General features: G+C 73.4%; 29 protein-coding genes. 14 read left to right on the forward strand and 15 right to left on the reverse strand.

Translation table 11 applies throughout. The annotated features are described in order from the left end of the window. Positions 1–7: 7 nt before the first annotated feature. From ACIP5K_RS20955 to ACIP5K_RS20975, 5 genes are all read right to left on the reverse strand, one after another. Positions 8–457: a DUF6314 family protein gene (locus ACIP5K_RS20955; protein WP_401411533.1), complete on the reverse strand. Its 450-nt coding sequence runs from the start codon at positions 455–457 to the stop codon at positions 8–10. Between the two features lie 51 nt (positions 458–508). Beyond that, a complete protein-coding gene (locus ACIP5K_RS20960) occupies positions 509–1,339 on the reverse strand; it encodes a hypothetical protein (RefSeq protein WP_401411535.1) in 831 nt (276 codons plus the stop codon). Between the two features lie 4 nt (positions 1,340–1,343). Beyond that, entirely contained in the window at positions 1,344–2,336 is a 993-nt protein-coding gene (locus ACIP5K_RS20965; protein ID WP_401411536.1) for an aldo/keto reductase, read from the reverse strand. A gap of 103 nt (positions 2,337–2,439) precedes the next feature. Next, the gene (locus tag ACIP5K_RS20970; protein WP_401411538.1) at positions 2,440–2,847 is read right to left on the reverse strand and encodes a VOC family protein; all 408 of its coding nucleotides are present in this window, start codon (positions 2,845–2,847) and stop codon (positions 2,440–2,442) included. Positions 2,848–2,962: 115 nt separating this feature from the next. Next, positions 2,963–4,147, reverse strand: a complete 1,185-nt coding sequence (locus ACIP5K_RS20975; protein WP_401411540.1) for an epoxide hydrolase family protein — start codon at positions 4,145–4,147, stop codon at positions 2,963–2,965. 100 nt (positions 4,148–4,247) lie between these two features. Between ACIP5K_RS20975 and ACIP5K_RS20980 the strand changes: the two genes are divergently transcribed. Beyond that, positions 4,248–4,838, forward strand: a complete 591-nt coding sequence (locus ACIP5K_RS20980; RefSeq protein ID WP_401411542.1) for a CGNR zinc finger domain-containing protein — start codon at positions 4,248–4,250, stop codon at positions 4,836–4,838. Between the two features lie 10 nt (positions 4,839–4,848). Here ACIP5K_RS20980 and ACIP5K_RS20985 read toward each other — a convergent pair whose 3' ends face one another. From ACIP5K_RS20985 to ACIP5K_RS20995, 3 genes are all read right to left on the reverse strand, one after another. Further along, positions 4,849–5,118 (reverse strand): hypothetical protein, encoded by a 270-nt coding sequence (locus tag ACIP5K_RS20985; protein ID WP_401411544.1) that lies wholly within the window; start codon positions 5,116–5,118, stop codon positions 4,849–4,851. Positions 5,119–5,362: 244 nt separating this feature from the next. After that, entirely contained in the window at positions 5,363–5,548 is a 186-nt protein-coding gene (locus ACIP5K_RS20990; RefSeq protein WP_401411546.1) for a S1 RNA-binding domain-containing protein, read from the reverse strand. Further along, complete coding sequence (locus ACIP5K_RS20995) at positions 5,494–6,183, reverse strand: S1 RNA-binding domain-containing protein (protein WP_401411548.1); 690 nt, start codon at positions 6,181–6,183, stop codon at positions 5,494–5,496. Before ACIP5K_RS20995 ends, ACIP5K_RS20990 begins: the two co-directional genes overlap by 55 nt. Positions 6,184–6,323: 140 nt before the next feature. On the opposite strand from ACIP5K_RS20995, the gene argC reads away from it, so the two are divergent. Genes argC through ACIP5K_RS21025 form a run of 6 tightly spaced genes read left to right on the forward strand, consistent with a single transcriptional unit; the run spans position 6,324 to position 11,384 of the window. Continuing rightward, positions 6,324–7,352 (forward strand): N-acetyl-gamma-glutamyl-phosphate reductase, encoded by a 1,029-nt coding sequence (gene argC / locus ACIP5K_RS21000; protein WP_401411550.1) that lies wholly within the window; start codon positions 6,324–6,326, stop codon positions 7,350–7,352. After that, positions 7,349–7,480: a hypothetical protein gene (locus ACIP5K_RS21005; protein WP_401411552.1), complete on the forward strand. Its 132-nt coding sequence runs from the start codon at positions 7,349–7,351 to the stop codon at positions 7,478–7,480. Before argC ends, ACIP5K_RS21005 begins: the two co-directional genes overlap by 4 nt. Beyond that, on the forward strand, positions 7,477–8,628 hold the full coding sequence (gene argJ, locus ACIP5K_RS21010) for a bifunctional glutamate N-acetyltransferase/amino-acid acetyltransferase ArgJ (protein WP_401411553.1): 1,152 nt from the start codon (positions 7,477–7,479) through the stop codon (positions 8,626–8,628). The genes ACIP5K_RS21005 and argJ overlap by 4 nt, the downstream gene beginning before the upstream one ends. Then, entirely contained in the window at positions 8,625–9,554 is a 930-nt protein-coding gene (gene argB, locus ACIP5K_RS21015; protein WP_401411555.1) for an acetylglutamate kinase, read from the forward strand. Before argJ ends, argB begins: the two co-directional genes overlap by 4 nt. Continuing rightward, positions 9,551–10,759 (forward strand): acetylornithine transaminase, encoded by a 1,209-nt coding sequence (locus ACIP5K_RS21020; RefSeq protein WP_401411557.1) that lies wholly within the window; start codon positions 9,551–9,553, stop codon positions 10,757–10,759. The genes argB and ACIP5K_RS21020 overlap by 4 nt, the downstream gene beginning before the upstream one ends. A gap of 16 nt (positions 10,760–10,775) precedes the next feature. Further along, positions 10,776–11,384 (forward strand): arginine repressor, encoded by a 609-nt coding sequence (locus ACIP5K_RS21025; protein WP_401411559.1) that lies wholly within the window; start codon positions 10,776–10,778, stop codon positions 11,382–11,384. A gap of 55 nt (positions 11,385–11,439) precedes the next feature. Here ACIP5K_RS21025 and ACIP5K_RS21030 read toward each other — a convergent pair whose 3' ends face one another. From ACIP5K_RS21030 to ACIP5K_RS21040, 3 genes are all read right to left on the reverse strand, one after another. Further along, positions 11,440–12,420: a bile acid:sodium symporter family protein gene (locus tag ACIP5K_RS21030; RefSeq protein ID WP_401411560.1), complete on the reverse strand. Its 981-nt coding sequence runs from the start codon at positions 12,418–12,420 to the stop codon at positions 11,440–11,442. Positions 12,421–12,530: 110 nt separating this feature from the next. Further along, positions 12,531–13,241, reverse strand: a complete 711-nt coding sequence (locus ACIP5K_RS21035; protein ID WP_401411562.1) for a L,D-transpeptidase — start codon at positions 13,239–13,241, stop codon at positions 12,531–12,533. Between the two features lie 3 nt (positions 13,242–13,244). After that, positions 13,245–13,832 carry a pyridoxamine 5'-phosphate oxidase family protein gene (locus ACIP5K_RS21040; RefSeq protein ID WP_401411564.1) on the reverse strand — a complete coding sequence of 196 codons (588 nt, stop codon included), beginning with the start codon at positions 13,830–13,832 and terminating at the stop codon, positions 13,245–13,247. Between the two features lie 144 nt (positions 13,833–13,976). Here ACIP5K_RS21040 and argH point away from each other — a divergent pair, with 144 nt between their 5' ends. Next, complete coding sequence (gene argH, locus ACIP5K_RS21045) at positions 13,977–15,404, forward strand: argininosuccinate lyase (RefSeq protein ID WP_401411566.1); 1,428 nt, start codon at positions 13,977–13,979, stop codon at positions 15,402–15,404. Between the two features lie 113 nt (positions 15,405–15,517). Here argH and ACIP5K_RS21050 read toward each other — a convergent pair whose 3' ends face one another. Then, on the reverse strand, positions 15,518–15,787 hold the full coding sequence (locus ACIP5K_RS21050; RefSeq protein WP_401411568.1) for a hypothetical protein: 270 nt from the start codon (positions 15,785–15,787) through the stop codon (positions 15,518–15,520). Positions 15,788–15,939: 152 nt separating this feature from the next. On the opposite strand from ACIP5K_RS21050, the gene ACIP5K_RS21055 reads away from it, so the two are divergent. Beyond that, positions 15,940–16,491: a TetR/AcrR family transcriptional regulator gene (locus ACIP5K_RS21055; RefSeq protein ID WP_401411569.1), complete on the forward strand. Its 552-nt coding sequence runs from the start codon at positions 15,940–15,942 to the stop codon at positions 16,489–16,491. Continuing rightward, on the forward strand, positions 16,488–18,017 hold the full coding sequence (locus ACIP5K_RS21060) for an MFS transporter (RefSeq protein WP_401411571.1): 1,530 nt from the start codon (positions 16,488–16,490) through the stop codon (positions 18,015–18,017). The genes ACIP5K_RS21055 and ACIP5K_RS21060 overlap by 4 nt, the downstream gene beginning before the upstream one ends. A gap of 67 nt (positions 18,018–18,084) precedes the next feature. On the opposite strand, the gene ACIP5K_RS21065 is transcribed toward ACIP5K_RS21060, so the two are convergent. After that, positions 18,085–18,768: a lysophospholipid acyltransferase family protein gene (locus ACIP5K_RS21065; RefSeq protein ID WP_401411573.1), complete on the reverse strand. Its 684-nt coding sequence runs from the start codon at positions 18,766–18,768 to the stop codon at positions 18,085–18,087. A gap of 308 nt (positions 18,769–19,076) precedes the next feature. Between ACIP5K_RS21065 and ACIP5K_RS21070 the strand changes: the two genes are divergently transcribed. The 3 genes from ACIP5K_RS21070 to ACIP5K_RS21080 all read left to right on the forward strand — a co-directional run bounded on the left by ACIP5K_RS21070 (position 19,077) and on the right by ACIP5K_RS21080 (position 21,412). Then, on the forward strand, positions 19,077–20,270 hold the full coding sequence (locus ACIP5K_RS21070) for a glycerophosphodiester phosphodiesterase (RefSeq protein ID WP_401411574.1): 1,194 nt from the start codon (positions 19,077–19,079) through the stop codon (positions 20,268–20,270). 74 nt (positions 20,271–20,344) lie between these two features. Further along, entirely contained in the window at positions 20,345–20,872 is a 528-nt protein-coding gene (locus ACIP5K_RS21075) for a sigma-70 family RNA polymerase sigma factor (protein WP_401411576.1), read from the forward strand. A 39-nt stretch (positions 20,873–20,911) separates the two neighbouring features. Continuing rightward, on the forward strand, positions 20,912–21,412 hold the full coding sequence (locus tag ACIP5K_RS21080; RefSeq protein ID WP_401411578.1) for a GNAT family N-acetyltransferase: 501 nt from the start codon (positions 20,912–20,914) through the stop codon (positions 21,410–21,412). A 52-nt stretch (positions 21,413–21,464) separates the two neighbouring features. On the opposite strand, the gene ACIP5K_RS21085 is transcribed toward ACIP5K_RS21080, so the two are convergent. After that, entirely contained in the window at positions 21,465–21,914 is a 450-nt protein-coding gene (locus ACIP5K_RS21085) for a hypothetical protein (RefSeq protein WP_401411580.1), read from the reverse strand. A gap of 7 nt (positions 21,915–21,921) precedes the next feature. After that, a complete protein-coding gene (locus ACIP5K_RS21090; protein ID WP_401411581.1) occupies positions 21,922–22,281 on the reverse strand; it encodes a hypothetical protein in 360 nt (119 codons plus the stop codon). A 70-nt stretch (positions 22,282–22,351) separates the two neighbouring features. Here ACIP5K_RS21090 and ACIP5K_RS21095 point away from each other — a divergent pair, with 70 nt between their 5' ends. Beyond that, positions 22,352–23,002, forward strand: coding sequence for an HAD-IA family hydrolase (locus ACIP5K_RS21095; RefSeq protein WP_401411583.1), 651 nt, complete (start codon positions 22,352–22,354; stop codon positions 23,000–23,002). Positions 23,003–23,208: the final 206 nt, after the last annotated feature.

Below are 23,208 nucleotides of genomic sequence, written 5' to 3' on the forward strand. Positions count from 1 at the left end.
CCGGGGTTCAGCCGCGCCGGTGGTCGGTGGTGAGCACCAGGTCCTTCGCCGGGCCCCGCACCCGCCACACGGTCCGCCAGCGCCCGGCGTCGTACACCGTGAACTCGCCCCGGTAGAGGTCCGCCGAGCACGGGTGGTCCGCGACGTGACGGCCGGTGCGCAGGTCGAGGCCGTGGAAGAAGCGGCCGTCCGCGAAGCGCACCTCGGCCGTGCCCGGCGGCTCGCCCGGCAGGTAGAGCAGCGTCCGCCGGGCGGGCCGTGCGATACCTCGCCAGGTGAAGCTCCCCGACTCCAGGTGCCGCAGCGCGCCCGCCGTCGCGGGGTCCGCGGTGAAGTCGGCCGTGCCGGTGAACACACCGGTGACGTCGTCGGCGAGATCCCGCACCGTCCGCTCCACGTGCCAGCTCCCGGCGAGGAACGCCCGCACGTCCGCCACCGGCCACAGCTCATCCGTCACGTGCGCCTCTCCTGCCTGCCTGCCGCCACCGTCCGGCGTGCCGTTCGCAGTCTAGGAGGGCCCGGACCGGCGGCGGGACCCGCTGCCCGGGGGCCGCACGGTGTGCCCCGGCGCCGTCAGCGGCGCCCGGGGGAACGCGGCGACCCGGTGCGCCACCCGCTCCGCGCACGCGGGGTCCCCGCACTCGCAGGAGAAGACGGCGACCGCCGTGTCCCGGCCGTCCGGTGCCCAGGGGCGGGCGAAGAAGCCGGTGTACTGGGCGACGACCGCCTCGTTCGCCTCGCGCAGCAGGGCGCGCCGTTCCGCGGGGCCCGCCGCGCGCGGCCCCTCGGCCAGGTGCCGCGCCCAGTGCTCCTCGACGGCCCGCACGGCGTCCACCCCGTCGTCGAGCACGAGGTGGGGCGCTCCCGACGCGCGCACCTCGGCCTCGATCACCGCCGCGAGCCGCCGGTAGAGGGACAGCGGCCCCGGGGCGAGTCCCCGCTCCGCCAGCCGCCGCTCCAGCAGGTCAGGCGCCGGCAGCAGCCACAGGGCGGCCCGGCCGGGGAGCGCCCGGGCCACGCGCGGGGTGACCACCGTGCCCTCGGCGATCGTGCGGGGCCGCGGCGGCAGGGCCCGTACGTCGTCCACGACCATCGGCCCGCGCTCGTCGTGCAGCGCCATCGCGTACAGCTCGTCGACGGGCGCCGCCCAGCGCTCGGCGGGGGAGAGGCGTTCGAAGCGGGCGGCGGCCGCGACGCCCCCGGCCAGCGCCCGGTCGCGGTGCGCCCAGGTGCGGGTGTCCGTGTGGTGGCGGCGCAGCCCGTACCGGCGGGCCAGCCGCTCGGCGACGGTCGACTTCCCGGCGCCGGGCGGCCCGCCCAGCCACAGCACGTCCGCCATCCGGTCAGCCGTTCACGAAGGCGGCGCTGCCGTCGTCGTACCGCGCGCCCGCGACCCGGCCCGCCGGGGCCGCCGCCCCGATCTCCGCGAGGTCGTCGGCGGACAGGGCGAGCACGGCCGCCGCCGTGTTCTCCTCCAGGTACTTCCGGCGGCGGGTGCCGGGGATCGGCACCACGTCGTCGCCCTGGTGCTGCACCCAGGCCAGTGCCAACTGGCCGGCGGTGACGCCCTTGCGGGCCGCCAGCTCCTCCAGCCGGGACACGATCGCCAGGTTGCGCTCCAGGTTGCCGTCGGCGAACCGGGGCTGCCCGCGGCGCATGTCGGTGGCGTCGAGGTCCGCCACGGACGTGTACCGGCCGGTGAGGAAGCCCCGGCCGAGCGGCGAGAACGGCACGAGGCCGATGCCCAGCTCCCGGCACAGCGGCAGGATCTCGGCCTCCAGGTCCCGCGTCCACAGCGAGTACTCGCTCTGGAGCGCGGCGATCGGGTGGGTGGCGTGGGCCCGGCGCAGGGTGTCGGGGCCCGCCTCGGACAGGCCCAGGTGCCGGACCTTGCCCTCGGCCACCAGCTCGGCCATCGCGCCCACGGTCTCCTCGATCGGGACGTCGCGGTCGACGCGGTGCAGGTAGTACAGGTCGATGTGGTCGACCCCGAGGCGCCGCAGCGACGCCTCGCAGGCCGTGCGCACGTAGGCGGCGTCGCCGCGCAGCCGGACGGGCTCGCCGAGCCGGTTCACGAACCCGAACTTCGTGGCCAGCACGGCCTGTTCGCGGCGGCCGGGCGCGGCGAGGGCGCGGCCGATGAGCTGCTCGTTGTGGCCCTCGCCGTAGAAGTCGGAGGTGTCGAGCAGGGTGACGCCGAGATCGAGGGCACGGTGGATCGTCTCGACGGACTGCCCGTCGTCCGACGCGCCGTAGGCGTGGCTCATGCCCATGCAGCCCAGGCCCTGCGCGGAGACGGTGAGGCTGCCGAGGCGTCGTGCGGGAAGGTCGGTCACGTGCTGCCTCCGGGGTGCGGGGACGGATGCGGTCTCGGCTCCGACCGTAGGCCGTGGAGTGCGCTCCAGGGCGACCCGCGCCGCCCCGCGCCGGCCGGGCCGCCTACCGCGCGTCGGCGTCCTTCGGCCCCGAGGCGAGCTGGATCAGGTTCCCGCAGGTGTCGTCGAGGACGGCGGTCGTCACCGGGCCCATCCGGACGGGCTCCTGGGTGAAGCGGACGCCGAGGGCCGTCAGCCGCTCGTACTCCGCCCGCACGTCGTCGACGGCGAACTGGGCCAGTGGGATGCCGTCGCGGACGAGGGCGTCGCGGTACGGCTCGACGGCCGGGTGCCCGGCGGGTTCCAGGAGGAGTTCGGTGCCGTCGGGCTCCTCGGCGGAGACGACGGTCAGCCAGCGGGTTTCCTCGCCCAGCGGGACGTCGTGCTTCGTCCGGAAGCCGAGGATCTGCGTGTAGAAGTGCTCGGCCTTGGCCTGGTCGTCGACGAAGACGCTGGTCAGGTGGATCTTCATGGGGCCCCTCCTCGGGCTCGGGCGGGTGGTGGCGGGTGCTGCCGGGTGGTGCCGGGTGCGTGCGGCCCGGCCGTCACCGGCGGCGGGATCCCACCCTAGGCACGGGCGGCCGTGTTCACCGGCCGGCCGCCAGCACCGCCGCCAGGCCCTCGCGCAGATCCGCGACGAAGAACCCGGGCATCTCCAGCGACGGGAAGTGGCCCCCCGACGCGGGCGCCCGCCACCGCACGATGTTCCGGTAGCGCTGCTCGGCCCACGGGCGCGGGCACTTCTCGATGTCGCGGGGATACATGGTGACCGCCGACGGCACGTCGACGCGCAGGGCGGGGTCGAGCGAGGCGTGGCTCTCGTAGTAGATGCGGGCCGCCGAGGCGCCGCTCCGCGTCAGCCAGTACAGGGTGACGTCGTCGAGGACGCGGTCCCGGGAGATCGTCTCGAAGGGGCTGTCCTCGGTGTCGGACCACTCGGCGAACTTGTCCAGGAGCCAGGCGAGCAGCCCGACCGGCGAGTCCACGAGCGCGTACCCGATGGTCTGCGGCCGGGTCGCCTGCTGCTTCGCGTACGCGGCCCGACGCGTCCAGAAGTCATGGGTCTCCTCGGTCCACCGGCGCTCCTGCGCGGTCAGCCCGTCCGTCGACAGCCCGGGCGGCGCCTGCGCGAACAGGGTGTGGATGCCGAGGAGGCGGTCGGGGAACCGGCCGCCGAGCACGGTCGTGACGTTGCCGCCCCAGTCGCCGCCGTGGGCCAGGAACCTGCGGTGGCCGAGGCGGTCCATCAGCTCCACCCAGGCGGCGGCGATCCGCTCGGTGCCCCAGCCGGTGCCGGCCGGCTTGTCGCTGTGGCCGAAGCCCGGCAGCGACGGGACCACGACGTGGAAGGCCGGCGCGTCCGCGTCGCGCGGGTCGGCCAGCTCCTCCACCACGTCGACGAACTCGGCGACGCTGCCCGGCCAGCCGTGCGTGAGCAGCAGCGGCACGGCGTCCGCGCGGGCGGACCGGCGGTGCAGGAAGTGGATCCCGAGACCGTCGACGACCGTACGGAACTGGCCGATCCGGTCGAGCCGGGCCTCGAACGCCCGCCAGTCGTACCCGGTGCGCCAGTACTCCACGAGCTCGACGAGGTCGGCGAGCGGCACGCCCTGGTCCCAGCGGCGCGGTCCCGGCGCGGCGCCCCGGACCGTCTCGGCCTCCGGCAGCCGGGCCGCGGCCAGCCGTGCGCGCAGGTCGTCGAGGTCGGCGTCGCTCGCGCGGGCCGTGAACGGGTGGACCTCCGGGCGGGTGGCGCCGTCGGGGCGGGACATGGGACCTCCTGGCCGTCGGGAACCGGCTCCGGGACGTGGAACCGTCATAGCCGGTTCTAGCAGCAGTCCGCGCCACAGGGCAACCGGCTAAGCTGGTTCCATGCGCTCCGGCTTTCCCGACTTCCGCCTCGGCACCGTGCTCGCGACGAGCTTCACGGGGACCCTCTCGGAGCGCTTCGGCGATCCCGTGGAGCGCATCCCGGTGCCGCACCGACTCGCCGACTGGCTGACGGTGAGCGGCCTCGCCGTCGACTCCTGCACCCCGGCCCAGCTCGACCTCGCCCGCGCGCTGCGGGAGGCGATCCACGACGCGGCGACGGCCGCCGCGCTCGGCGACCCGCTGCCCGCCCCGGCCGTCCGGGCCATCAACGACCGCAGCGCGCGGGGCGGGGCGGTGGCGGTCCTGACGCCCGGCGGCGGGCGCCGCTGGCGGCTCGGCGCGACGTCGCCGGTGGAGGACGCGCTCGGAGTGATCGCCGAGGACGCGATCGGCGTCCTCGCGGGCGAGCGGGACGGGCGCCTGGCCCTGTGCGCCGCGCCGACCTGCCGGGCCGCCTTCTTCGACACCAGCCGGAGCCGCACCCGCAGGTGGTGCGACATGAACACCTGCGGCAACCGCCAGAAGAAGGCCCGCTTCACCGCTGCCCGGCGCGGCGACCGCCACCCCGGCGCCGGGCCCGTGACCGGGTGAGGGCGCGTGCTCAGGACCCGGTACCGGAGTGGACCATGAGGATGCCCTCCTCGGGCCGGTCCGGGGCCGTGCGCAGCACGAGCAGCGCCGGGGTGGCGGTGCCCTGCCGGACGGCCGGTTCCGCGTCGGCCCACTCCGTGCCGAGGCGCCGGGTGCACCGCGGCTCGTCGGTCTCGGCGGACGGGTGGACCGCGTACAGCTGCCCGTCGTAGGAGGCCGGGGCGGCGCCGTCGCGCGAGCTGGTAGCCGCGCCGACGCTGGCGTCTCCCGCTGCACCCACGCCCGGCCCACGCGTACGGACACGGCCACCGCTCGTGTCGGATGCACCCTTCCACAGCGGCCGGCCGGGACGGGTCCAGGCCTCGTCGATGCCCGCCGGAAACGCGCGGACGGGTTGCGGGTGGCGCGGTGGAGGACGCCGTGGGGCCGCGTACGGACCGCGCGCAGAAGTCCAGGTCGGCCCCCGGGGCGTACGCGGGCCCGGACTCGCCCGGCCCCGGCCGCAGCGGCAGCACGTCCCTTCGCTAGGTTCTGTCCGCTCCGCCGGCGGCGCCCAGCCGCACCCGGTGACGCCGGAGGTCGACCTCGGCGACCTTCACCGAGACCAGCCGGCCCTCATCGACCAGCTGATCCGGAGTCTTGGCCGGGTCGTCCGTCAGCTCGGAGAGAGGGAGGAACCCCACCACGCCGGGAGCGAGCCGCACGAACACGCCAAAGGGAATGATCTTGATGGTCGGCCCGGTGAGGATTCGGTCTGCTCCGCGAACCGAATGAGTGGATCTTCCTCCAGGGCCTTCAAGGAGAGCATGACCTGACCGGAGCGCGTCTCGGCGATGATCACCTCGGCGGTGATCCGCTGGCCGGCTTCGACCACCTCGGAGGGGTGGTCGAGCCAGTTCCACGTCAGGTCCGGCACCCGGACGAAACCGGTGCACAGCCCCTCGGGTTCGCCATCGACGTGGACGAAGACCCCGAAGTGGTGAACCCCGGAGACCGTCCCGGTGACGACCTGCCCGCGTTCGAGCGCGAGGAGGAAGGACCGCAGGGCCGGAATCTCGCACGCCCTGGCCGAGAGGTGAAGCTGCCCCTCGCGCCAGCGCCCGATCTCTTCGGCAGCGAGCTCCTGGCCGACCTCGAACAATTCGGACGGATGCCCGATCCGACGCGTCGACGCTTCCTGTCGAGGAATCCGACCGATCTCCTCGATCGCCCTGCCCTCGGCATCGAGAAGCCGCACCAGGACGTCCGCTCCGTCGAACCCGGTGACCTTCACCCTTCTGACAGCCCCCGGCAGGAGCTGGTCGATCAAGAACTGCATACGAGGGTCACGGGCCGGCTCGGACATGGAGGCGAGCCTAGTCGGCGCCGGTCGCACCGGTTCCCGCTCTCATTACGGGCCGCCCAAGACGCTCCCGGCCCCTCCGAAGGTCGATTGCATAAACGTGCATCGCGACGTATAGTCATGCCATCTAGGAGGAGGGTTCCATGGCGGTACGCGCAGCAGTGGCAGGGGCGAGCGGATACGCGGGCGGCGAAGTGCTGCGCCTGCTCCTCGCCCACCCCGAGGTCGAGATCGGCGCCCTGACGGGCAACTCGAACGCGGGACAGCGCCTCGGCGCCCTCCAGCCGCACCTCTTCCCGCTCGCCGACCGCGTACTCGAGGAGACCACCGCCGAGGCGCTCTCCGGGCACGACGTCGTCTTCCTGGCGCTGCCGCACGGCCAGTCCGCCGCCGTCGCCGAGCAGCTCGGCCCGGACGTGCTCGTGGTCGACATGGGCGCCGACTTCCGGCTCCGGGACGCCGCCGACTGGGAGGCGTTCTACGGCAGCCCGCACGCGGGCACCTGGCCCTACGGCCTCCCCGAACTGCCGGGTGGCCGCGCCGCGCTGGAGGGGACCAGGCGCATCGCGGTGCCCGGTTGCTACCCGACGGCCGTCTCCCTCGCACTCGTCCCCGCGTACGCGGCGGGGCTCGTCGAGCACGAGGCCGTGATCGTCGCCGCGTCCGGCACCTCCGGCGCGGGCAAGGCCGCCAAGCCCCACCTCCTCGGCAGCGAGGTCATGGGGAGCATGTCGCCGTACGGCGTCGGCGGCGGCCACCGGCACACCCCCGAGATGATCCAGAACCTCAGCGCCGCCGCCGGCGCCCGGGTCTCCGTGTCGTTCACCCCGACCCTCGCGCCCATGCCCCGCGGCATCCTCGCCACCTGTAGCGCCAAGGCCGTCCCGGGCGTGACCGCCGAGACCGTCCGCGCCGCCTACGAGAAGGCGTACGCCGACGAACCGTTCGTGCACCTGCTGCCCGAGGGCCGGTGGCCGCAGACGGCCGCCGTGTACGGGTCGAACGCCGCGCAGATCCAGGTGGCCCACGACCCCGCCGCCGGCCGCGTCCTCGTCATCGGCGCGATCGACAACCTGACCAAGGGCACCGCGGGCGGCGCCGTCCAGTCCATGAACCTCGCGCTCGGTCTCGACGAGACGACCGGGCTCCCGGCGATCGGCGTCGCCCCGTGAGCGACGCCACCGCGGCCGCCCCGCCGCGGCCGGCCACCACCACGCCCGCACCGCCGTGCGGCACGGGCGACAGCGACAGCGACACCCCAGGCTCCCGCAGCGGAGCGACCAAGGAGACGACACCGTGAGCGTGACGGCAGCCAAGGGATTCCAGGCCGCGGGCATCACCGCCGGAATCAAGCAGAGCGGGACCCCGGACCTGGCCCTCGTGGTCAACCGCGGCCCCCGCCTGGCGGCCGCGGGCGTGTTCACCTCCAACCGCGTCAAGGCCGCCCCGGTCCTGTGGTCCGAGCAGGTCGTCAAGGGCGGCACCGTCTCCGCCGTCGTCCTCAACTCCGGCGGCGCCAACGCCTGTACGGGACCCAAGGGCTTCCAGGACACCCACGCCACCGCCGAGAAGGCCGCCGAGGTCCTCGGGCTGAACGCGGGCGAGGTCGCCGTGGCCTCCACCGGCCTCATCGGCGTCCTGCTGCCGATGGACAAGCTGCTGCCCGGCGTGGAGAGCGCCGCGGAACAGCTCTCCGAGCACGGCGGCGAGAAGGCCGCCATCGCCATCAAGACCACCGACACCGTGCACAAGACCGCGGTGTACGAGGGCGACGGCTGGACCGTCGGCGGCATGGCCAAGGGCGCGGGCATGCTCGCCCCCGGCCTCGCCACCATGCTCGTCGTCCTCACCACCGACGCCGACCTCGACAGCGACGCCCTCGACGCGGCCCTGCGCGACGCCACCCGCGTCACCTTCGACCGGGTCGACTCCGACGGCTGCATGTCGACCAACGACACCGTGCTGCTGCTCGCCTCCGGCGCCTCCGGAGCCACCCCGGAGCAGGCCGGGTTCGCCCACGCGGTCCGCACCGTCTGCGACGACCTCGGCCGCCAGCTCATCGGCGACGCCGAGGGCGCCAGCAAGGACATCAAGGTCGAGGTGATCAACGCCGCGACCGAGGACGACGCCGTCGAGGTGGGCCGCTCCATCGCCCGCAACAACCTCCTCAAGTGCGCCCTCCACGGCGAGGACCCCAACTGGGGCCGCGTCCTGTCCGCCATCGGCACCACCGCGGCCGCCTTCGAGCCCGACCGGCTGAACGTCGCCATCAACGGCGTCTGGGTCTGCCGGGACGGCGGCGTCGGCGACGACCGCGACAAGGTCGACATGCGCTACCGGGAGGTCGTCGTCACCGCCGACCTCGCCGCGGGCACCGAGACGGCCACCATCTGGACCAACGACCTCACCGCCGACTACGTCCACGAGAACAGCGCGTACTCCTCATGAGCGAGACCAAGGACACCCAGCCCACCGCGCGCAGGCACACCGCGCTCCCCAAGGCGCAGACCCTCATCGAGGCGCTGCCCTGGCTGACCCGCCACCACGGCAAGACCGTCGTCATCAAGTTCGGCGGCAACGCCATGGTCGACGAGGAGCTGAAGGCCGCCTTCGCCCAGGACGTCGTCTTCCTGCACCACGCGGGCCTCAAGCCCGTCGTCGTGCACGGCGGCGGCCCGCAGATCAGCAGGGCGCTCGACCGGCACGGCATCGTCAGCGAGTTCAAGGCGGGCCTGCGCGTCACCACCGAGGACGCCATGGACGTCGTACGGATGGTGCTCGCCGGACAGGTCCAGCGCGAACTCGTCGGGCTGCTCAACCAGCACGGCCCGCTCGCCGTCGGCATCACCGGCGAGGACGCCCACACCATCACCGCCACCAAGCACCAGCCCCGCATCGAGGGCGAACTGGTCGACATCGGCCGGGTCGGCGAGATCACCGAGATCGACACCGGCGCCATCACCGCCCTGCTCGCCGACGGCCGGATCCCGGTCGTCTCCTCGATCGCCCGTTCCCAGGACGACCACCATGTCTACAACGTCAATGCTGATACGGCGGCTGCGGCACTCGCTGCTGCGCTGGACGCCGAGACGCTGATGGTGCTGACCGACGTCGAGGGCCTCTACGAGGACTGGCCGCACTCCGACGAGGTCATCAGCCGGCTCACCGCCGCCGAACTCGAGAAGCTGCTCCCCGACCTGGCGAGCGGCATGGTCCCGAAGATGGAGGGCTGCCTGCACGCCGTGCGCAACGGCGTGCACACCGCCCGCGTCATCGACGGCCGCGTCCAGCACTCGATCCTGCTGGAGATCTTCACGGACGAAGGCATCGGCACGATGGTCGTGCCCGATGCGGAGGGGGAGAGGACCGCATGAACGACCACGCGACGAACGAAGAGCTGACCTCCCGCTGGCGGGGCGCGCTCATGGACAACTACGGCACCCCGCGCCTGCCCCTGGTCAAGGGCAGCGGCGCCACGCTGTGGGACGCCGACGGCAAGGAGTACACCGACTTCGTCGGCGGCATCGCGGTCAACGCCCTCGGCCACGCCCACCCCGCGGTCGTCGAGGCCGTCACCCGGCAGCTCGGCTCCCTCGGCCACGTCTCGAACCTGTTCATCGCCGAGCCGCCCGTCGCCCTCGCCGAGCGGCTGCTCCAGCTGTTCGGCCGCTCCGGCGCCGTCTACTTCTGCAACTCGGGCGCCGAGGCCAACGAGGCGGCCTTCAAGATCGGCCGGCTCACCGGGCGCACCCACATGGTCGCCACCGAGGGCGGCTTCCACGGCCGCACGATGGGCGCCCTCGCGCTGACCGGCCAGCCCGGCAAGCAGGACGGCTTCACCCCGCTGCCGGGCGACGTCACACACGTCCCGTACGGGGACGCGGACGCGCTGCGCGCCGCCGTCACCGAGGAGACCGCCTTCGTCGTCATCGAGCCCATCCAGGGCGAGAACGGCGTGGTCGTGCCGCCCGCCGGCTATCTGAAGGCGGCCCGCGAGATCACCCGCGCCACCGGCACCCTGCTCGTCCTCGACGAGGTGCAGACCGGCATCGGCCGCACCGGCCACTGGTTCGCGTACCAGGCGCAGGAGGGCGTCGACCCCGACGTCGTCACGCTCGCCAAGGGCATCGGCGGCGGGCTGCCGCTCGGCGTGACCGTGGCGTTCGGCGAGACGGCGAAGCTGCTCACGCCCGGCAAGCACGGCACGACGTTCGGCGGCAACCCGGCGGTGTGCGCCGCCGGACTCGCGGTGCTCGACACCCTGGCCGCCGAGGGGCTGCTGGACAACACCAAGCGGGTCGGCGAGCGCCTGACGGCGGGAATCGAAGCGCTGGGACACCCCCTGGTCGGTCATGTCAGGGGAGCCGGCCTCCTGCTGGGTATCGTGCTCACCGGGCCGCGCGCACCCCAGGTGCAGCAGGCGGCCCAGGACGCGGGCTTCCTGGTGAACGCGCCCGCCCCCGACGTCGTCCGGCTGATGCCCCCGCTGAACCTGACCGACGCCGAGGCGGACGCGTTCCTCGCGGCGCTGCCCTCGGTCCTGGACGCCGCGGCGGCGGACGGGGAAGGACGATCCTGAGGATGGGACGACGACGATGAGCAGCCAAGCGGAGCCGGTCGAGAACACGGCGCACGCGGCGAACACGGCGCACGCGGCGAGCACGGCGAACACCGAGCGCGGCGCCAACGGCGCGCCGGGGCCCGCCGTGCCGCAGACGCGGACCGCGCGCCACCGGCGGATCGTGGACATCCTCAACCGGCAGCCGGTGCGCTCGCAGAGCCAGCTGGCGAAGCTGCTGTCCGACGACGGGCTCAGCGTCACCCAGGCCACGCTCTCGCGCGACCTCGACGAACTGGGCGCGGTCAAGATCCGCAACACCAACGGCGAACTGATCTACGCCGTGCCCAGCGAGGGCGGATTCCGCACCCCGCAGGCCCCGCTGGGCGAGTCGGCGAAGGAGGAGCGGATGCGCCGCCTCGCCGGCGAACTGCTCATCTCCGCCGAGGCGTCGGCGAACCTGGTGGTGCTGCGCACCCCGCCCGGCGCCGCCCAGTTCCTGGCCTCGGCCATCGACCAGGCGGAGCTGCACGTCATCCTCGGCACGATCGCGGGCGACGACACGCTCATGCTGATCAGCCGCGACCCGGCGGGCGGCCAGGCGCTGGCCGAACACCTGCTGCGGCTGGCGCAGAACGACCACTGACGGCCGGGCGGGCCGCACGCCCGCGCGTCGAGGAACGGCGTGCGGCCGGCCGGCGTCAGCCGGTGGGCTCGCTCCCGCCGCGGTGGGACATCCAGGCGGCCACCAGCGCGCCGGACACGTTGTGCCAGACCGAGAACACGGCGGCGGGCAGCGCGGCCAGCGGGCTGAAGTGGGCGCCCGCCAGGGAGGCGGCGAGCCCCGAGTTCTGCATGCCGACCTCGAAGGCCATCGCGCGGGACGCGGGCCGGCCGAGGCGGGCCACCTTCCCGGCGCCATAGCCGAGCGCGAGGCCGAGCCCGTTGTGGAGCACCACGGCGAGCAGCACCACCGCCGCCGCCGACCTGATCGCGGTGGCGCTGCCCGCGACGACCACGGCGACGATGACGGAGACGGTCACCGCGGACAGCCACGGCAGCGCGCTCAGCACCCGGTCCACGTACCGCCCGCACAGCAGCCGCACGGCCAGGCCCGCGAGCACGGGCAGCAGCACGGTCTTGAGGATGTCCGTCACCATCGAGCCCGCGTCGACCGGCAGGTACTCCCCGGCGAGCAGCAGCGTCAGCGGCGGGGTGACGAGCGGCGCCAGCACGGTGGAGACGGTCGCGACGGACACGGACAGGGCGACGTCGCCGCGCGCGAGGTACGTCACGACGTTCGACGCGGTACCGCTGGGCGCGCAGCCCACCAGGATCACACCGGCCGCCAACTGGGGCGACAGGTCCAGCGCGTGCGCGATCAGCCAGCCGAGGCCCGGCATGATCACGTAGTGCGCGACGAGCCCGATCCCGACGGCCCAGGGCCGCTGGGCGACCCCCTTGAAGTCCCCGAGGCTCATCGTCAGCCCCATGCAGAACATGACCACGCCCAGCAGGTACGGCACATCGGCCGTGTAGTGCGCGAAGGCGTCCGGCAGCAGCAGGCCCAGCGCGCCCGCGACGAGGACGAGTACGGGGAAGACGGTCACCGCGAGGCGGGCGGCGCGGTCGGCCGGGGTACGGCGGGGCTGGTCGGTCCGGGGTTCGGTTTCGCTTCGCACCGGGCGATGCAACGCCGCGACCGGCGGGCCGTGCAACCGCGTCTCGATATATGGTCACTACATCTTATTGTCGGGCCGGTCGCGGGGCGCCTGCGGGCAGCCCCGGCCGGTCAGTACTTCGTGAGCGCGGTGGCCCCGCCCGTCGTGCCGATCGCGATGTGCGGGGACCGTCCGGGCCGCGCCCACGCCACGATCCGCCGCATGGCGTCCTTCGGCACGGAGACGCAACCGGCGGTCGCCGCCCGCCCGTTGACGTGCAGGAAGATCCCCGCGCCGCGCCCGCGCACCGGCCGGTCGTAGTTGAAGGCGATCACCAGGGCGTGCGCGTACTGCGTGGCGTAGTCGGCGAGGTGCTCGGACTCCGCCGCGCGGCAGTCCGCCGGGCGCGGCTGGGTCCAGCGGTTGTAGGAGCGCGACCGGTTGTCCTGGCACCACCAGGAGGTGTCGCGCACCCGCCGGTAGGCGACCGAGGTGCCGCCCGGCGCGGCCCTGGTGCCGAAGGCGAAGGGGAGGGCGTAGAGCCCGGCCGGGGTCGTGTTCGTCCCCTGCTCGCGCCGCTCCCCGTCCACGAGGCCCCTCGCCCCGAACCGCGCGGGCGCCGAACCGGCCTTCGTCCAGCGGCCGTCGGCGCGCCGGTCCCACCAGGTGACGGTGCCGGACGTCGCGGACGCGCGGGGCGCCTCCGCGGTGATCAGCTGGCCGCCGCCGCCCGTGTCCGCCATCCGGGCGGGCAGCGGCGCCTCGGCGCCCACGGCCGGCGTGCCGCCGAGGGCGGCGCAGAGGGCGACGGTCGCGGTGACACCTGCTCGCAAGGGGCGCATGGCTCAGAAAGTAGCGGGCGGCAGCGGCAACGGCAGCCCCGGAAGGCCGTCCAGGCTACTGCCGATGTACTCCTTCTTCCGGAAGTACGCGTCGAGCCCGGCGTCGTCCTTGCGCGCGAAGAAGTCGCCGTGCAGGGTGCGCTCCTCGTCGTACGACATGAAGGGGACGGCGTAACCACAGGTGTCCCGGACGAGTTCGGCAGTCACGAGGATGATGGCGCGCAGGCCGTTGCGCGTCGGGTCGATGGCGTCGAAGTGCCCGAGGAGGTCGTCGAAGCGCGGGTCGTCACGGAAGACGGGCTCGCCGCGGCCGTGCACCCGCACGATGGTCGGCGGGCCCTGGAAGGCGCACCACATGAGGGTGATCCGGCCGTTCTCGCGCAGGTGCGCGATGGTCTCGGCGTTGGAGCCCGCGAAGTCGAGGTAGGCCACGGTGTGGGCGTCGAGCACGGCGAACGAGCCCTTGAGGCCCTTGGGGGAGAGGTTCACCGTGCCGTCGCCGGCCAGAGGGGCCGTGGCGGTGAAGAAGAGCGGCTGGGACTCGATGAAGGCGCGCAGCCGGCCGTCGATGCTCTCGTAGCTTTTTCCCATGCGGCCAGTATGGCGAAGTTGATCACATGCTGGACAGATCCGTCTCGCATGATGGAATCGGTGGCCCCGACGGCCGCGATTGACGATTCATGCAGAGTCTTGCATAATCATGCAGGACACCCCCTGGTTTGAGGAGCAGCGCACGTGAGCAGCAACACCGGCGATGTCCGCCTCTGGGGCGGCCGGTTCGCCGACGGCCCCGCCGAGGCCCTGGCGAAACTCTCCGCCTCCGTCCACTTCGACTGGCGCCTGGCGCCGTACGACATCGCGGGCTCCCGCGCCCACGCGCGCGTGCTCAACAGGGCGGGCCTGCTCACCGACGACGAGCTGACCCGCATGATCGCCGGTCTCGACCGGCTCGAGGGCGACGTCGCGGACGGCTCCTTCGTCGGCACCATCGCCGACGAGGACGTGCACACGGCCCTGGAGCGCGGCCTCCTGGAGCGCCTCGGCGCGGACCTCGGCGGCAAGCTGCGCGCCGGCCGCTCCCGCAACGACCAGGTGGCGACCCTCTTCCGGATGTACCTGCGCGACGAGGCCCGGGTCCTCGGCGGCCTGATCGCCGACCTCCAGGAGGCCCTCGTCGGCCTCGCCGAGGCGCACCCGGACACCGCGATGCCCGGCCGCACCCACCTCCAGCACGCCCAGCCGGTGCTCTTCGCCCACCACGTCCTCGCGCACGTCCAGGCGCTGTCCCGGGACGCCGAGCGGCTGCGGCAGTGGGACACCCGCACGGCGGTGTCGCCGTACGGCTCGGGCGCTCTCGCCGGCTCCTCGCTCGGCCTCGACCCGGAGGCGGTCGCCCGCGACCTCGGCTTCGAGCACGGCTCGGCCGGGAACTCCATCGACGGCACGGCCTCGCGCGACTTCGTCGCGGAGTTCTCCTTCATCACCGCGATGATCGGCGTGAACATCTCCCGGATCGCCGAGGAGGTCATCCTGTGGAACACGAAGGAGTTCTCCTTCGTCACCCTCCACGACGCCTTCTCCACCGGCTCGTCGATCATGCCGCAGAAGAAGAACCCGGACATCGCCGAGCTGGCGCGCGGCAAGTCCGGCCGCCTCATCGGCAACCTGACCGGCCTGATGGCCACGCTCAAGGCGCTGCCCCTCGCCTACAACCGCGACCTCCAGGAGGACAAGGAGCCGGTCTTCGACTCCTGCGACCAGCTCCGGCTGCTGCTGCCCGCCTTCACCGGCATGATGGCCACCCTCACGGTCCACCGCGAGCGCCTGGAGGAGCTGGCCCCGGCCGGCTTCTCGCTCGCCACCGACATCGCGGAGTGGCTGGTCAAGCAGGGCGTGCCGTTCCGCGTCGCGCACGAGGTCGCGGGCGAGTGCGTCAAGGTCGCCGAGTCGGAGGGCAAGGAGCTCGACGGGCTCACCGACGAGCAGTTCGCGAAGATCTCCGAGCACCTCACGCCGGAGGTCCGCACGGTCCTGAACGTGCCGGGCGCCCTCGCCTCCCGCGACGGCCGCGGCGGCACCGCCCCCAGCGCCGTCGCCGTCCAGCTCGCCGAACTCAGGCAGGACCTCGGCGTCCAGCGCGCCTGGGCCGACGCCAAGAAGTAGCCCGCCCGGAAGTGGCCCGCCGCGAGGCGGCCCGCGGACCCGTCCCCACGGGCGAGGGCCCGGTTCGTCCGTACGAGGACGAACCGGGCCCTTGTCGTCGTGGTGCCCGGGGATCAGTGACGGGCCCGCGCCCCGCCGCCGTAGCTCGACAGGTCCATCAGCAGTCCGATGAGCACGACGAGCCAGCCGATGCCGCGCACCCCGGCCACGGGCGCGTACGCGAACACGTAGCCGAGCGTCGTCCAGGGCAGCAGGACGAGGCCGAGCAGCGGCATCAGCACGCCGGTGAACGCCCGGTCCACGAGGGGGGTGAAGAGCCACGTGATCACCAGGGCGACCCGCGGCCCGATCGCCGCCATCGCCACGAAGATGCAGCACCCCATGCGCGTACCTCCCGGGAGTCCCGCCGAGAGCCTGTCCGCGGCGTCCCACCAGTGGTAACACCGGGTGTGCGGGCGAGCCACCGGAGTGACTCCCCGGACTGCCGCGCCCCCACGATGAGACATGAATGTCTCACATGGCTTACCCTTGTCTCATGTCCGTCGATCGCGAACAGGTGCTGCGCAGTGCCGCCGCCCTGCTCACCCGTAGATCCACCGCCACGATGGACGAGGTCGCCCGGGCCGCCGGCATCAGCCGCGCGACCCTGCACCGCCACGTGGCGGGCCGCGACGCCCTCGTCCGCGCCCTGGAGATCCTCTGCATCCAGGAGTGCGAGGCGGCGCTCGACGCGGCCCGGCTCGACGCGGGCCCGGCCGCGGACGCCCTGCGCCGCCTGGTCCGCGAGATGGAGCCGGCGGCCCCGCTGCTCGCCTTCCTCACCACGGAGAACCAGCTCTTCGAGGGCGAGGAGCAGAACGCGGGCTGGGAGCGGCTCGACGGCCGCATGGTGGCGCTGTTCCGGCGCGGCCAGGAGACCGGCGAGTTCCGCATCGACCTGACCCCGGCCTGGCTCTGCGAGGCGCTCTACGGCCTCATCGGCAGCGCCGCCTGGGCCGTGCAGGACGGCCGCGTCGCGGCCAACGACTTCTCATACATGATCACCGAGCTGCTGCTCGGCGGCGCACGACGGAGCGTGGAACCATGACCAGCACCCACCAGCGCACCCCCGCGGCGGAGGTGGTGTCGCGCCCCGGCCGGTGGCTCGCCCTGTGCGTCCTCGTGCTCGCCGTGCTGCTCGTCGCCGTGGACGCGACGGTCCTCGGCCTCGCGACCCCGTACATCAGCGAGGACCTCAAGCCGTCCGGCACCCAGCTGCTGTGGATCGGCGACGTCTACTCGTTCGTCATCGCCGGACTCCTGGTCTCCATGGGCAGCCTCGGCGACCGCATCGGCCGCAAGAAGCTGCTGCTGACCGGCGCCGTCGCCTTCGGCGCGGTGTCGGTGCTCAACGCGTACGCCACCACGCCGGAACTGATGATCCTGGCGCGGGCCCTGCTCGGCGTCGCGGGCGCGACCCTGATGCCGTCCACCCTCGCCCTGATCCGCAACATCTTCCACGACCCGCGCGAGCGCTCGCTGGCCGTCGGCATCTGGGGCGCCATGGCCTCGGCGGGCGCGGCGGTCGGCCCGGTCGTCGGCGGCTTCCTGCTGGAGCACTTCTGGTGGGGCTCGGTCTTCCTGATCAACCTCCCGGTGATGGCCGTCCTCGTCGTCGTCGGCGTGAAGCTCATCCCCGAGTCGAAGAACCCGGTCCCGGGCCCCTGGGACCTGCCCAGCGTCGGCCTCTCCCTGATCGGCATGATCGGGGTGGTCTACGCGGTCAAGGAAGCGGCGGCGCACGGCGTCGGCTGGGAGGTCGTGGGCGCGGCGGTCATCGGCGTGGCGGCCCTCGTCTCCTTCGTCCGCCGCCAGCTCACCCTCGCCTCGCCGCTGCTCGACATGCGCCTGTTCCGCAACCGCGGCTTCTCCGGCGCCGTCCTCGCCGACCTGCTCACCATCCTGGGCCTCGCGGGCCTGATCTTCTTCCTGTCCCAGTTCCTGCAACTGGTGCAGGGCCGCGAGCCGTTCGAGGCGGGGCTGGCCGAGCTCCCGGCCGCGGTGGGCGCGGTGGGCGCCGGACTCGTCGCCGGATTCGTGGCGCGCCGCTTCTCGGTCCGGGCCGTGGTGGCGGGCGGACTGGCGGCGGTGGGCCTGGCGCTCGCCGCGCTCACCACCCTGAGCCAGTCCACGGGCTACCCGCTGCTCGGCACCGTCCTGCTGGTCGTCGGCGTCGGCGCCGGCTTCTCCTTCACGGTGACCGCCGACGTGATCCTCTCCAGCGTCCCCAAGGAGCAGGCGGGCGCCGCGTCCGCGGTCTCCGAGACGGCGTACGAACTCGGCGCGGCCCTCGGCATCGCCCTGCTCGGCTCGATCGTCACCGGCGTCTACGCGGGCTTCACGGCCCCCGCGGGCACCCCGGCCGACGTGGCGTCCGCCGCCCACGAATCGCTGGGCGGCGCGTTCGAGTCGTCATCGGCGCTGCCGCCGGCGCAGGCCCACACACTGCTGTCCTCGGCGCAGACCGCGTTCGTGGACGGCCTCCAGGTGGCGGCCGGGGTCGGCGCGGCGGTCCTGCTGGCCACCTCGGTGGCGGCCTGGTTCATGCTCCGCGGCCAGCGCCTGGAGAACTGACCCGCGAGAACGGCCGTGGGCCCGCCGGAGAGATCTCCGACGGGCCCACGGCCGTGTTCCGCCACGCCTACGCGGCCTTCGCCTTCGTGGCGTACATGTCCACGTACTCCTGCCCCGACAGCCGCATGACCTCGGCCATCACCGAGTCGGTCACGGCCCGCAGCACGTACCGGTCGCGGCCCATGCCGTCGTACCGGGAGAACTCCATCGGCTCACCGAAGCGCACGGTCACCCGCCCCGGACGCGGCATCCCGGCCCCGCCCGGCTGGAGCTTGTCCGTGCCGATCATCGCGAACGGCACCACCGGGGCCCCGGTCATCAGGGTCAGCCGCGCGATACCGGTGCGGCCGCGGTACAGCCGCCCGTCGGGGGAGCGGGTGCCCTCCGGGTAGATGCCGAACATCCGGCCCTCTTCGAGGATGCGGCGGCCGGTCATCAGCGCGGCCACCCCGCCGTTGGCACCGTCCCGGTCGACCGGGATCATGCCCACGCCGGTGAAGAACCAGGCCATGAGACGGCCCTTGAGCGACTTCCCGGTGACGTACTCGTCCTTGCCGATGAAGCACACCTGCCGGTCGCAGACGACCGGCAGGATCATCGAGTCGATGAACGTCAGGTGGTTGCCCGCCAGAATGACGGGTCCGGTGCCCGGAATGTTCTCGGCGCCTTCCACACGGGTGCGGAACATCAGGCGCATGATCGGTCCGAGCACTGCCTTGATGAGCGCGAAGCGGGACAACGGGCCCTCCATTGTCGAGAGTGTCGAGTTTTCGGTGCGGGCACGGCCCGGGGATCCGGCCGTGCGGGTCTGTGCAGGTGAGGACGATACTCGCGGTTGCCGTCCGGCCGCACATCGGGTTCACGCACTGGATACGCAGAGTTGACCTGCCGCGCGCACCCCTCGTATCCACATGCGGCCCCCATGCCCCCATGCCCCCCAGCGGTCACCTCACCCCACCCTGCCGTTCCGCCCGGGGTCTCCCGTTCGTCACTCCCGCCCACCTACGATCGGGACCGCTTTGACAGGTGCAAGGCATGACTGGTCGGGAGGAGTGCTTCATGGGGAACGAGAAGTCACAGGCGGCGCGGGAGACCCGGGACACCACGGGGGTGGGCCGCCGCTCGCTCCTCGGCGCGGCGGTGCTCGGCGCCGGCGCCGCCGCCCTCGCGACGCCCGCCGCGGCGGCCGCGGCCGAGCGCACGAGTGGCGGGAATCACTCCGGCCGGGGCCTCAGGGGCCTGCCCGTGCCGACCGTCATCGGCCACCGCGGAGCCAGCGGCTACCGCCCCGAGCACACCCTGGGCTCGTACCAGCTGGCGCTCGACCTGGGCGCCCACGTCATCGAGGCCGGCGACCTCGTCCCGACCAGGGACGGCCACCTCGTATGCCGTCACGAGCCGGAGATCGGCGGGACCACGGACGTCTCGGCGCACCCCGAGTTCGCCTCCCGCAGGACCACCAAGGTCATCGACGGGGTCTCCACCACCGGCTGGTTCACCGAGGACTTCACGCTCGCCGAGCTGAAGACGCTGCGCGCCAAGGAGCGCATCCCCGGCACCCGCCAGCACAACACCCTCTACGACGGCCGCTGGGAGATCCCCACCTTCGAGGAGGTGCTCACCTGGCGCGCCGAGCAGAGCCGCCGGCGCGGCCGCGAGGTGTGGATCTACCCCGAGACCAAGCACCCCACCTACTTCCGCAAGCTCGGCCTCGGCCTGGAGGAGCGGCTCGCCAGGATCCTGCGCGCCCACGGGCTGCACCGGCGCGACGCGCCGGTCATCCTCCAGTCCTTCGAGCCCACCAGCATCCAGCGGCTGCACAGGCTCGTCGACAACCCGCTGGCCGTCCTGCTCTCCACCGCGAACTCCCGCCCCGCCGACTTCGTCGACACCGGCGACCCGCGCACGGTCGCCGACCTCATCACGCCCAAGGGCCTCGCCGAGATCGCCCGGTACGCCGACGGCATCGGCCCCACCCTCGACCTGATCATCCCGAAGGACGCCGCCGGCAAGCTCCTGGAGCCGACCACCCTGGTGCGGGACGCCCACGCGGCCGGCCTCGTCCTGCACCCCTACACGATGCGCAACGAGAACACCTTCCTCCCGGCCGACTTCAAGAGGGGCACGGACCCGAACGCGTACGGCGACGCCTTCGGCGCCTTCAAGGCGTACTACGCCACCGGGATCGACGGGATCTTCTCCGACAACTGCGACACCGCGCTCCTCGCCCGCGAGGACTTCGTCAACGGCTGACCGGCGGGTGCCGGTTGGAGTGAGACGGGGCGGGCCCGGCAACCGGCCGCCGGGTCCGCCCCGTCCCGTCGTACATGACGTACGACATGCGGGCGCTCGACGCCCTGCGACCGCTGCTCACCGCCGAGGCGCGGGCCGAACTCCCCGCCGCGGCCGGCCCCGACGACCTGGCCGACCTGGAGCAGGACGTCTGGCTGCGCCTGCTCGAACGGCTCGCCGCGCAGGACCCGCCGCCCGACCCGGCCGCCTGGCTCACCCGGACGGTCCACGCCGAGGCCCGCCGTCTGCGCCGCGCCGGTCTGCGCGAACGGCCCAGCGCCGCCGAGCCCGCCGCCGCCCCGCACACCTCCGACCCCGAGCGGCACACGCTCGACCGGGAGCGGGCGCGGACCCTGCGCGCGGCCGTGCGCCGCCTGCCCGGACGCTGCCCCCGCCTGGTCGCCGCCCTGCTGTCCCCGCACGACCCCACCTACCGGGAGATCGCGGGCGAGTTGGGTATGTCACAGGGCAGCCTTGGGCCGGAACGTTCCAGATGTCTGGGTTGCCTGCGCAGAATCATGGCCGCCGAGGTTGCGCCGAGGGCCCACAGGGGAAAAGGGTGAGGGACACACGGCGTACAGGTGAGCGGGAGGCATGCACACATGGGCATGAGCGTGACCATCTCTGCGGCGACCGAAGCGGATGCCGAACAGATCCTCAAACTCCAGTACCTCTGCTACCAGAGCGAGGCACAGCTCTACGGGGACTACTCGATCGAGCCGCTCACACAGTCCCTGGAGTCCCTCCGGGCCGAACTGTCGGGCGGCACCGTCCTGGTGGCCCGCCTCGGCGACGAGGTCGTCGCCTCCGTGCGCGGCACGACCGACCCGGACGGCACGGCGCACATCGGCAAGCTGATCGTCCACCCGCGCCTGCGGCGCCACGGCCTGGGCGGCCGGCTCCTGGCCGCCATCGAGTCCCGGCTGGCCGGGGAGGGCGCGGCCCGGCGCTTCGAGCTCTTCACCGGGCACCGCAGCGACCACAACCTGCGCCTGTACCGCAGGCACGGCTACGCCCCGGTCACCACGCGCAAGGTCGACGAGCGCCTGACGCTGGTGACGCTGGCGAAGGACACCGGCGCACCGAGCCTCACCGCCGTCTGAACCGCGCACGGCCGGACGGCCGGGGCACCGCCCCGGCCGCACCCGGTGGGCGTCAGGCGGCCGCGGCCCCGGACCCGTGCCGCAGCACGCCCTTGCGCAGCCAGTACATCGCGGTCACCGGCAGGATCACCGGGATGAACAGGTAGCCCATCCCGAAGTCCGACCACACGGTCGCGTCGGGGAACGCCGACGGCTCCACCAGCGTCCACACGCCGACGATCAGCACGCCCGCCAGCTCCAGCGCGCAACAGGCGAACGCGGCCCGCCGGGCCCGGTCGCCGCCGCGCACCAGCGTGTACGTGATGAACCCGTAGACGACCCCCGCCACCGCCGACAGCGTGTACGCGAGGGGCGCCCTGCCGAAGTCGGTGGAGATCTGCACCGCCGAGCGGGACACGGCCCCGACGACCATGACGCCGTAGAGCCACACGAGCAGCATGCCGGGCCCGCTGATCAACCGCCGCCGCGGCTGCTTCGCGGGCGCCTCCTCCGATGCGGTCACCGCTGCCTCACCCTCCCCAGATGTCGTAGAGACGCACTTCGAGAACGGCCAGCACCACACCGCCCGCCGCGACGGTCGCCGAACCCCACCGGGTCCGCTCCGCCAGCGACATGAACCCCACGGCCGGGACGCACGCGAACGCCCCGATCAGATAGGCGACGAAGATGGTCGTGCCCTGCTCCGGCTTCTCGCCGCGTGCCAGCTGCACGATCCCGACCACCAGCTGCACCAGCGCCAGCACCGACACCACGGCCATGCCGATGAAGTGCCAGTCCTTCGTCGGCTGGTCCCGCGAGGCGGCGAAGCCGCACCAGGCCGCGAGCGCGAGCGCGGCGAGACCCGTCACCAGGGTCAGGACATCAAGCATGGCGGAGAGCCTATTACGGCCGAATCGCCCCGCCTCCCGCGCCCCCGCCCCACCGTCCTAGGCTCGGCCCATGAAGCTCGCCGCGGACGCCCTCCTCTTCGACAACGACGGAACCCTCGTCTCCTCCCAGGAGTCCGCCCACCGCTGCTGGACCCGGTGGGCGCGGGAGTACGGGGTCACCGCCGAGCAGTTCGCGGCCATCGCGCTGCACGGCCGGCCCACCGCCGAGATCGTCGCGGACCTGGTGCCCGCCGGCCGGGTCGCCGAGGCCGTGGCCCGCGTCGAGGAGCTGGAGGTCGAGGACGTGGCGCAGGGCGGCACCCGGCTGCTGCCCGGCGTCGCCGCACTCCTCGCCGTGCTCCCCGCGGACCGCTGGGCCGTCGTCACCTCCGCCTCCCGAAGGCTCGCCACGGCCCGGCTCGCCGCCGTCGGCATCACCCCGCCGCTGCTCGTCGCCGCCGACGACATCACGCGCGGCAAGCCCGACCCGCAGCCGTTCCTGCTGGCCGCCGCGCGGCTGGGCGCGGACCCGGCGCGCTGCGTCGTCGTCGAGGACGCCCCGGCCGGGCTGGCCGCGGGCCGCGCCGCCGGCATGAGGACCGTGGCCTTGGCCACAACGCACCCGGCGGCCGACCTCTCCGCCGATGTCGTGGTCACGGACCTGTCGGCCGTGTCAGCACTGGTCACCGGGGCGGGTGTGGAGCTCACCGTCGGGCCCTGACCGGCCCCGCGACACCATCCACGCCTGTCCGCTATGCGGACAGCGGGCTCGGGATGCGCCCTCACGTCTGCTTTACTTGCCGCATGACCACGACGAGCAGCCGCATCCTTGCGACCGAGGCGACCACGACGCCCGGTGCTCGTTGTCTGTGTCGAATGTGCGCCTTCTGAGGGCCCCCGCACCACGCCTGTTCTCGCGCCCCGAAG

Source organism: Streptomyces sp. NPDC088785 (assembly GCF_044750685.1).
Classification (GTDB): Bacteria; Actinomycetota; Actinomycetes; order Streptomycetales; family Streptomycetaceae; genus Streptomyces.

Coding starts and splice junctions, on each gene's coding strand:
- ACIP5K_RS21065 (WP_401411573.1), bottom strand. CDS start 18,768: ATGGAGGGCCCGTTGTCCCGCTTCGCGCTCATCAAGGCAGTGCTCGGA.
- ACIP5K_RS20960 (WP_401411535.1), bottom strand. CDS start 1,339: ATGGCGGACGTGCTGTGGCTGGGCGGGCCGCCCGGCGCCGGGAAGTCG.
- ACIP5K_RS21095 (WP_401411583.1), top strand. CDS start 22,352: ATGAAGCTCGCCGCGGACGCCCTCCTCTTCGACAACGACGGAACCCTC.
- ACIP5K_RS21025 (WP_401411559.1), top strand. CDS start 10,776: ATGAGCAGCCAAGCGGAGCCGGTCGAGAACACGGCGCACGCGGCGAAC.
- argC (WP_401411550.1), top strand. CDS start 6,324: ATGGCGGTACGCGCAGCAGTGGCAGGGGCGAGCGGATACGCGGGCGGC.
- ACIP5K_RS20980 (WP_401411542.1), top strand. CDS start 4,248: ATGCGCTCCGGCTTTCCCGACTTCCGCCTCGGCACCGTGCTCGCGACG.
- ACIP5K_RS21035 (WP_401411562.1), bottom strand. CDS start 13,241: ATGCGCCCCTTGCGAGCAGGTGTCACCGCGACCGTCGCCCTCTGCGCC.
- argB (WP_401411555.1), top strand. CDS start 8,625: ATGAGCGAGACCAAGGACACCCAGCCCACCGCGCGCAGGCACACCGCG.
- ACIP5K_RS21055 (WP_401411569.1), top strand. CDS start 15,940: ATGTCCGTCGATCGCGAACAGGTGCTGCGCAGTGCCGCCGCCCTGCTC.
- ACIP5K_RS21040 (WP_401411564.1), bottom strand. CDS start 13,832: ATGGGAAAAAGCTACGAGAGCATCGACGGCCGGCTGCGCGCCTTCATC.
- ACIP5K_RS20995 (WP_401411548.1), bottom strand. CDS start 6,183: ATGTCCGAGCCGGCCCGTGACCCTCGTATGCAGTTCTTGATCGACCAG.
- ACIP5K_RS21075 (WP_401411576.1), top strand. CDS start 20,345: ATGACGTACGACATGCGGGCGCTCGACGCCCTGCGACCGCTGCTCACC.
- ACIP5K_RS21070 (WP_401411574.1), top strand. CDS start 19,077: ATGGGGAACGAGAAGTCACAGGCGGCGCGGGAGACCCGGGACACCACG.
- ACIP5K_RS21050 (WP_401411568.1), bottom strand. CDS start 15,787: ATGGGGTGCTGCATCTTCGTGGCGATGGCGGCGATCGGGCCGCGGGTC.
- ACIP5K_RS21060 (WP_401411571.1), top strand. CDS start 16,488: ATGACCAGCACCCACCAGCGCACCCCCGCGGCGGAGGTGGTGTCGCGC.
- ACIP5K_RS20975 (WP_401411540.1), bottom strand. CDS start 4,147: ATGTCCCGCCCCGACGGCGCCACCCGCCCGGAGGTCCACCCGTTCACG.
- ACIP5K_RS20970 (WP_401411538.1), bottom strand. CDS start 2,847: ATGAAGATCCACCTGACCAGCGTCTTCGTCGACGACCAGGCCAAGGCC.
- ACIP5K_RS21020 (WP_401411557.1), top strand. CDS start 9,551: ATGAACGACCACGCGACGAACGAAGAGCTGACCTCCCGCTGGCGGGGC.
- ACIP5K_RS21080 (WP_401411578.1), top strand. CDS start 20,912: ATGGGCATGAGCGTGACCATCTCTGCGGCGACCGAAGCGGATGCCGAA.
- ACIP5K_RS21090 (WP_401411581.1), bottom strand. CDS start 22,281: ATGCTTGATGTCCTGACCCTGGTGACGGGTCTCGCCGCGCTCGCGCTC.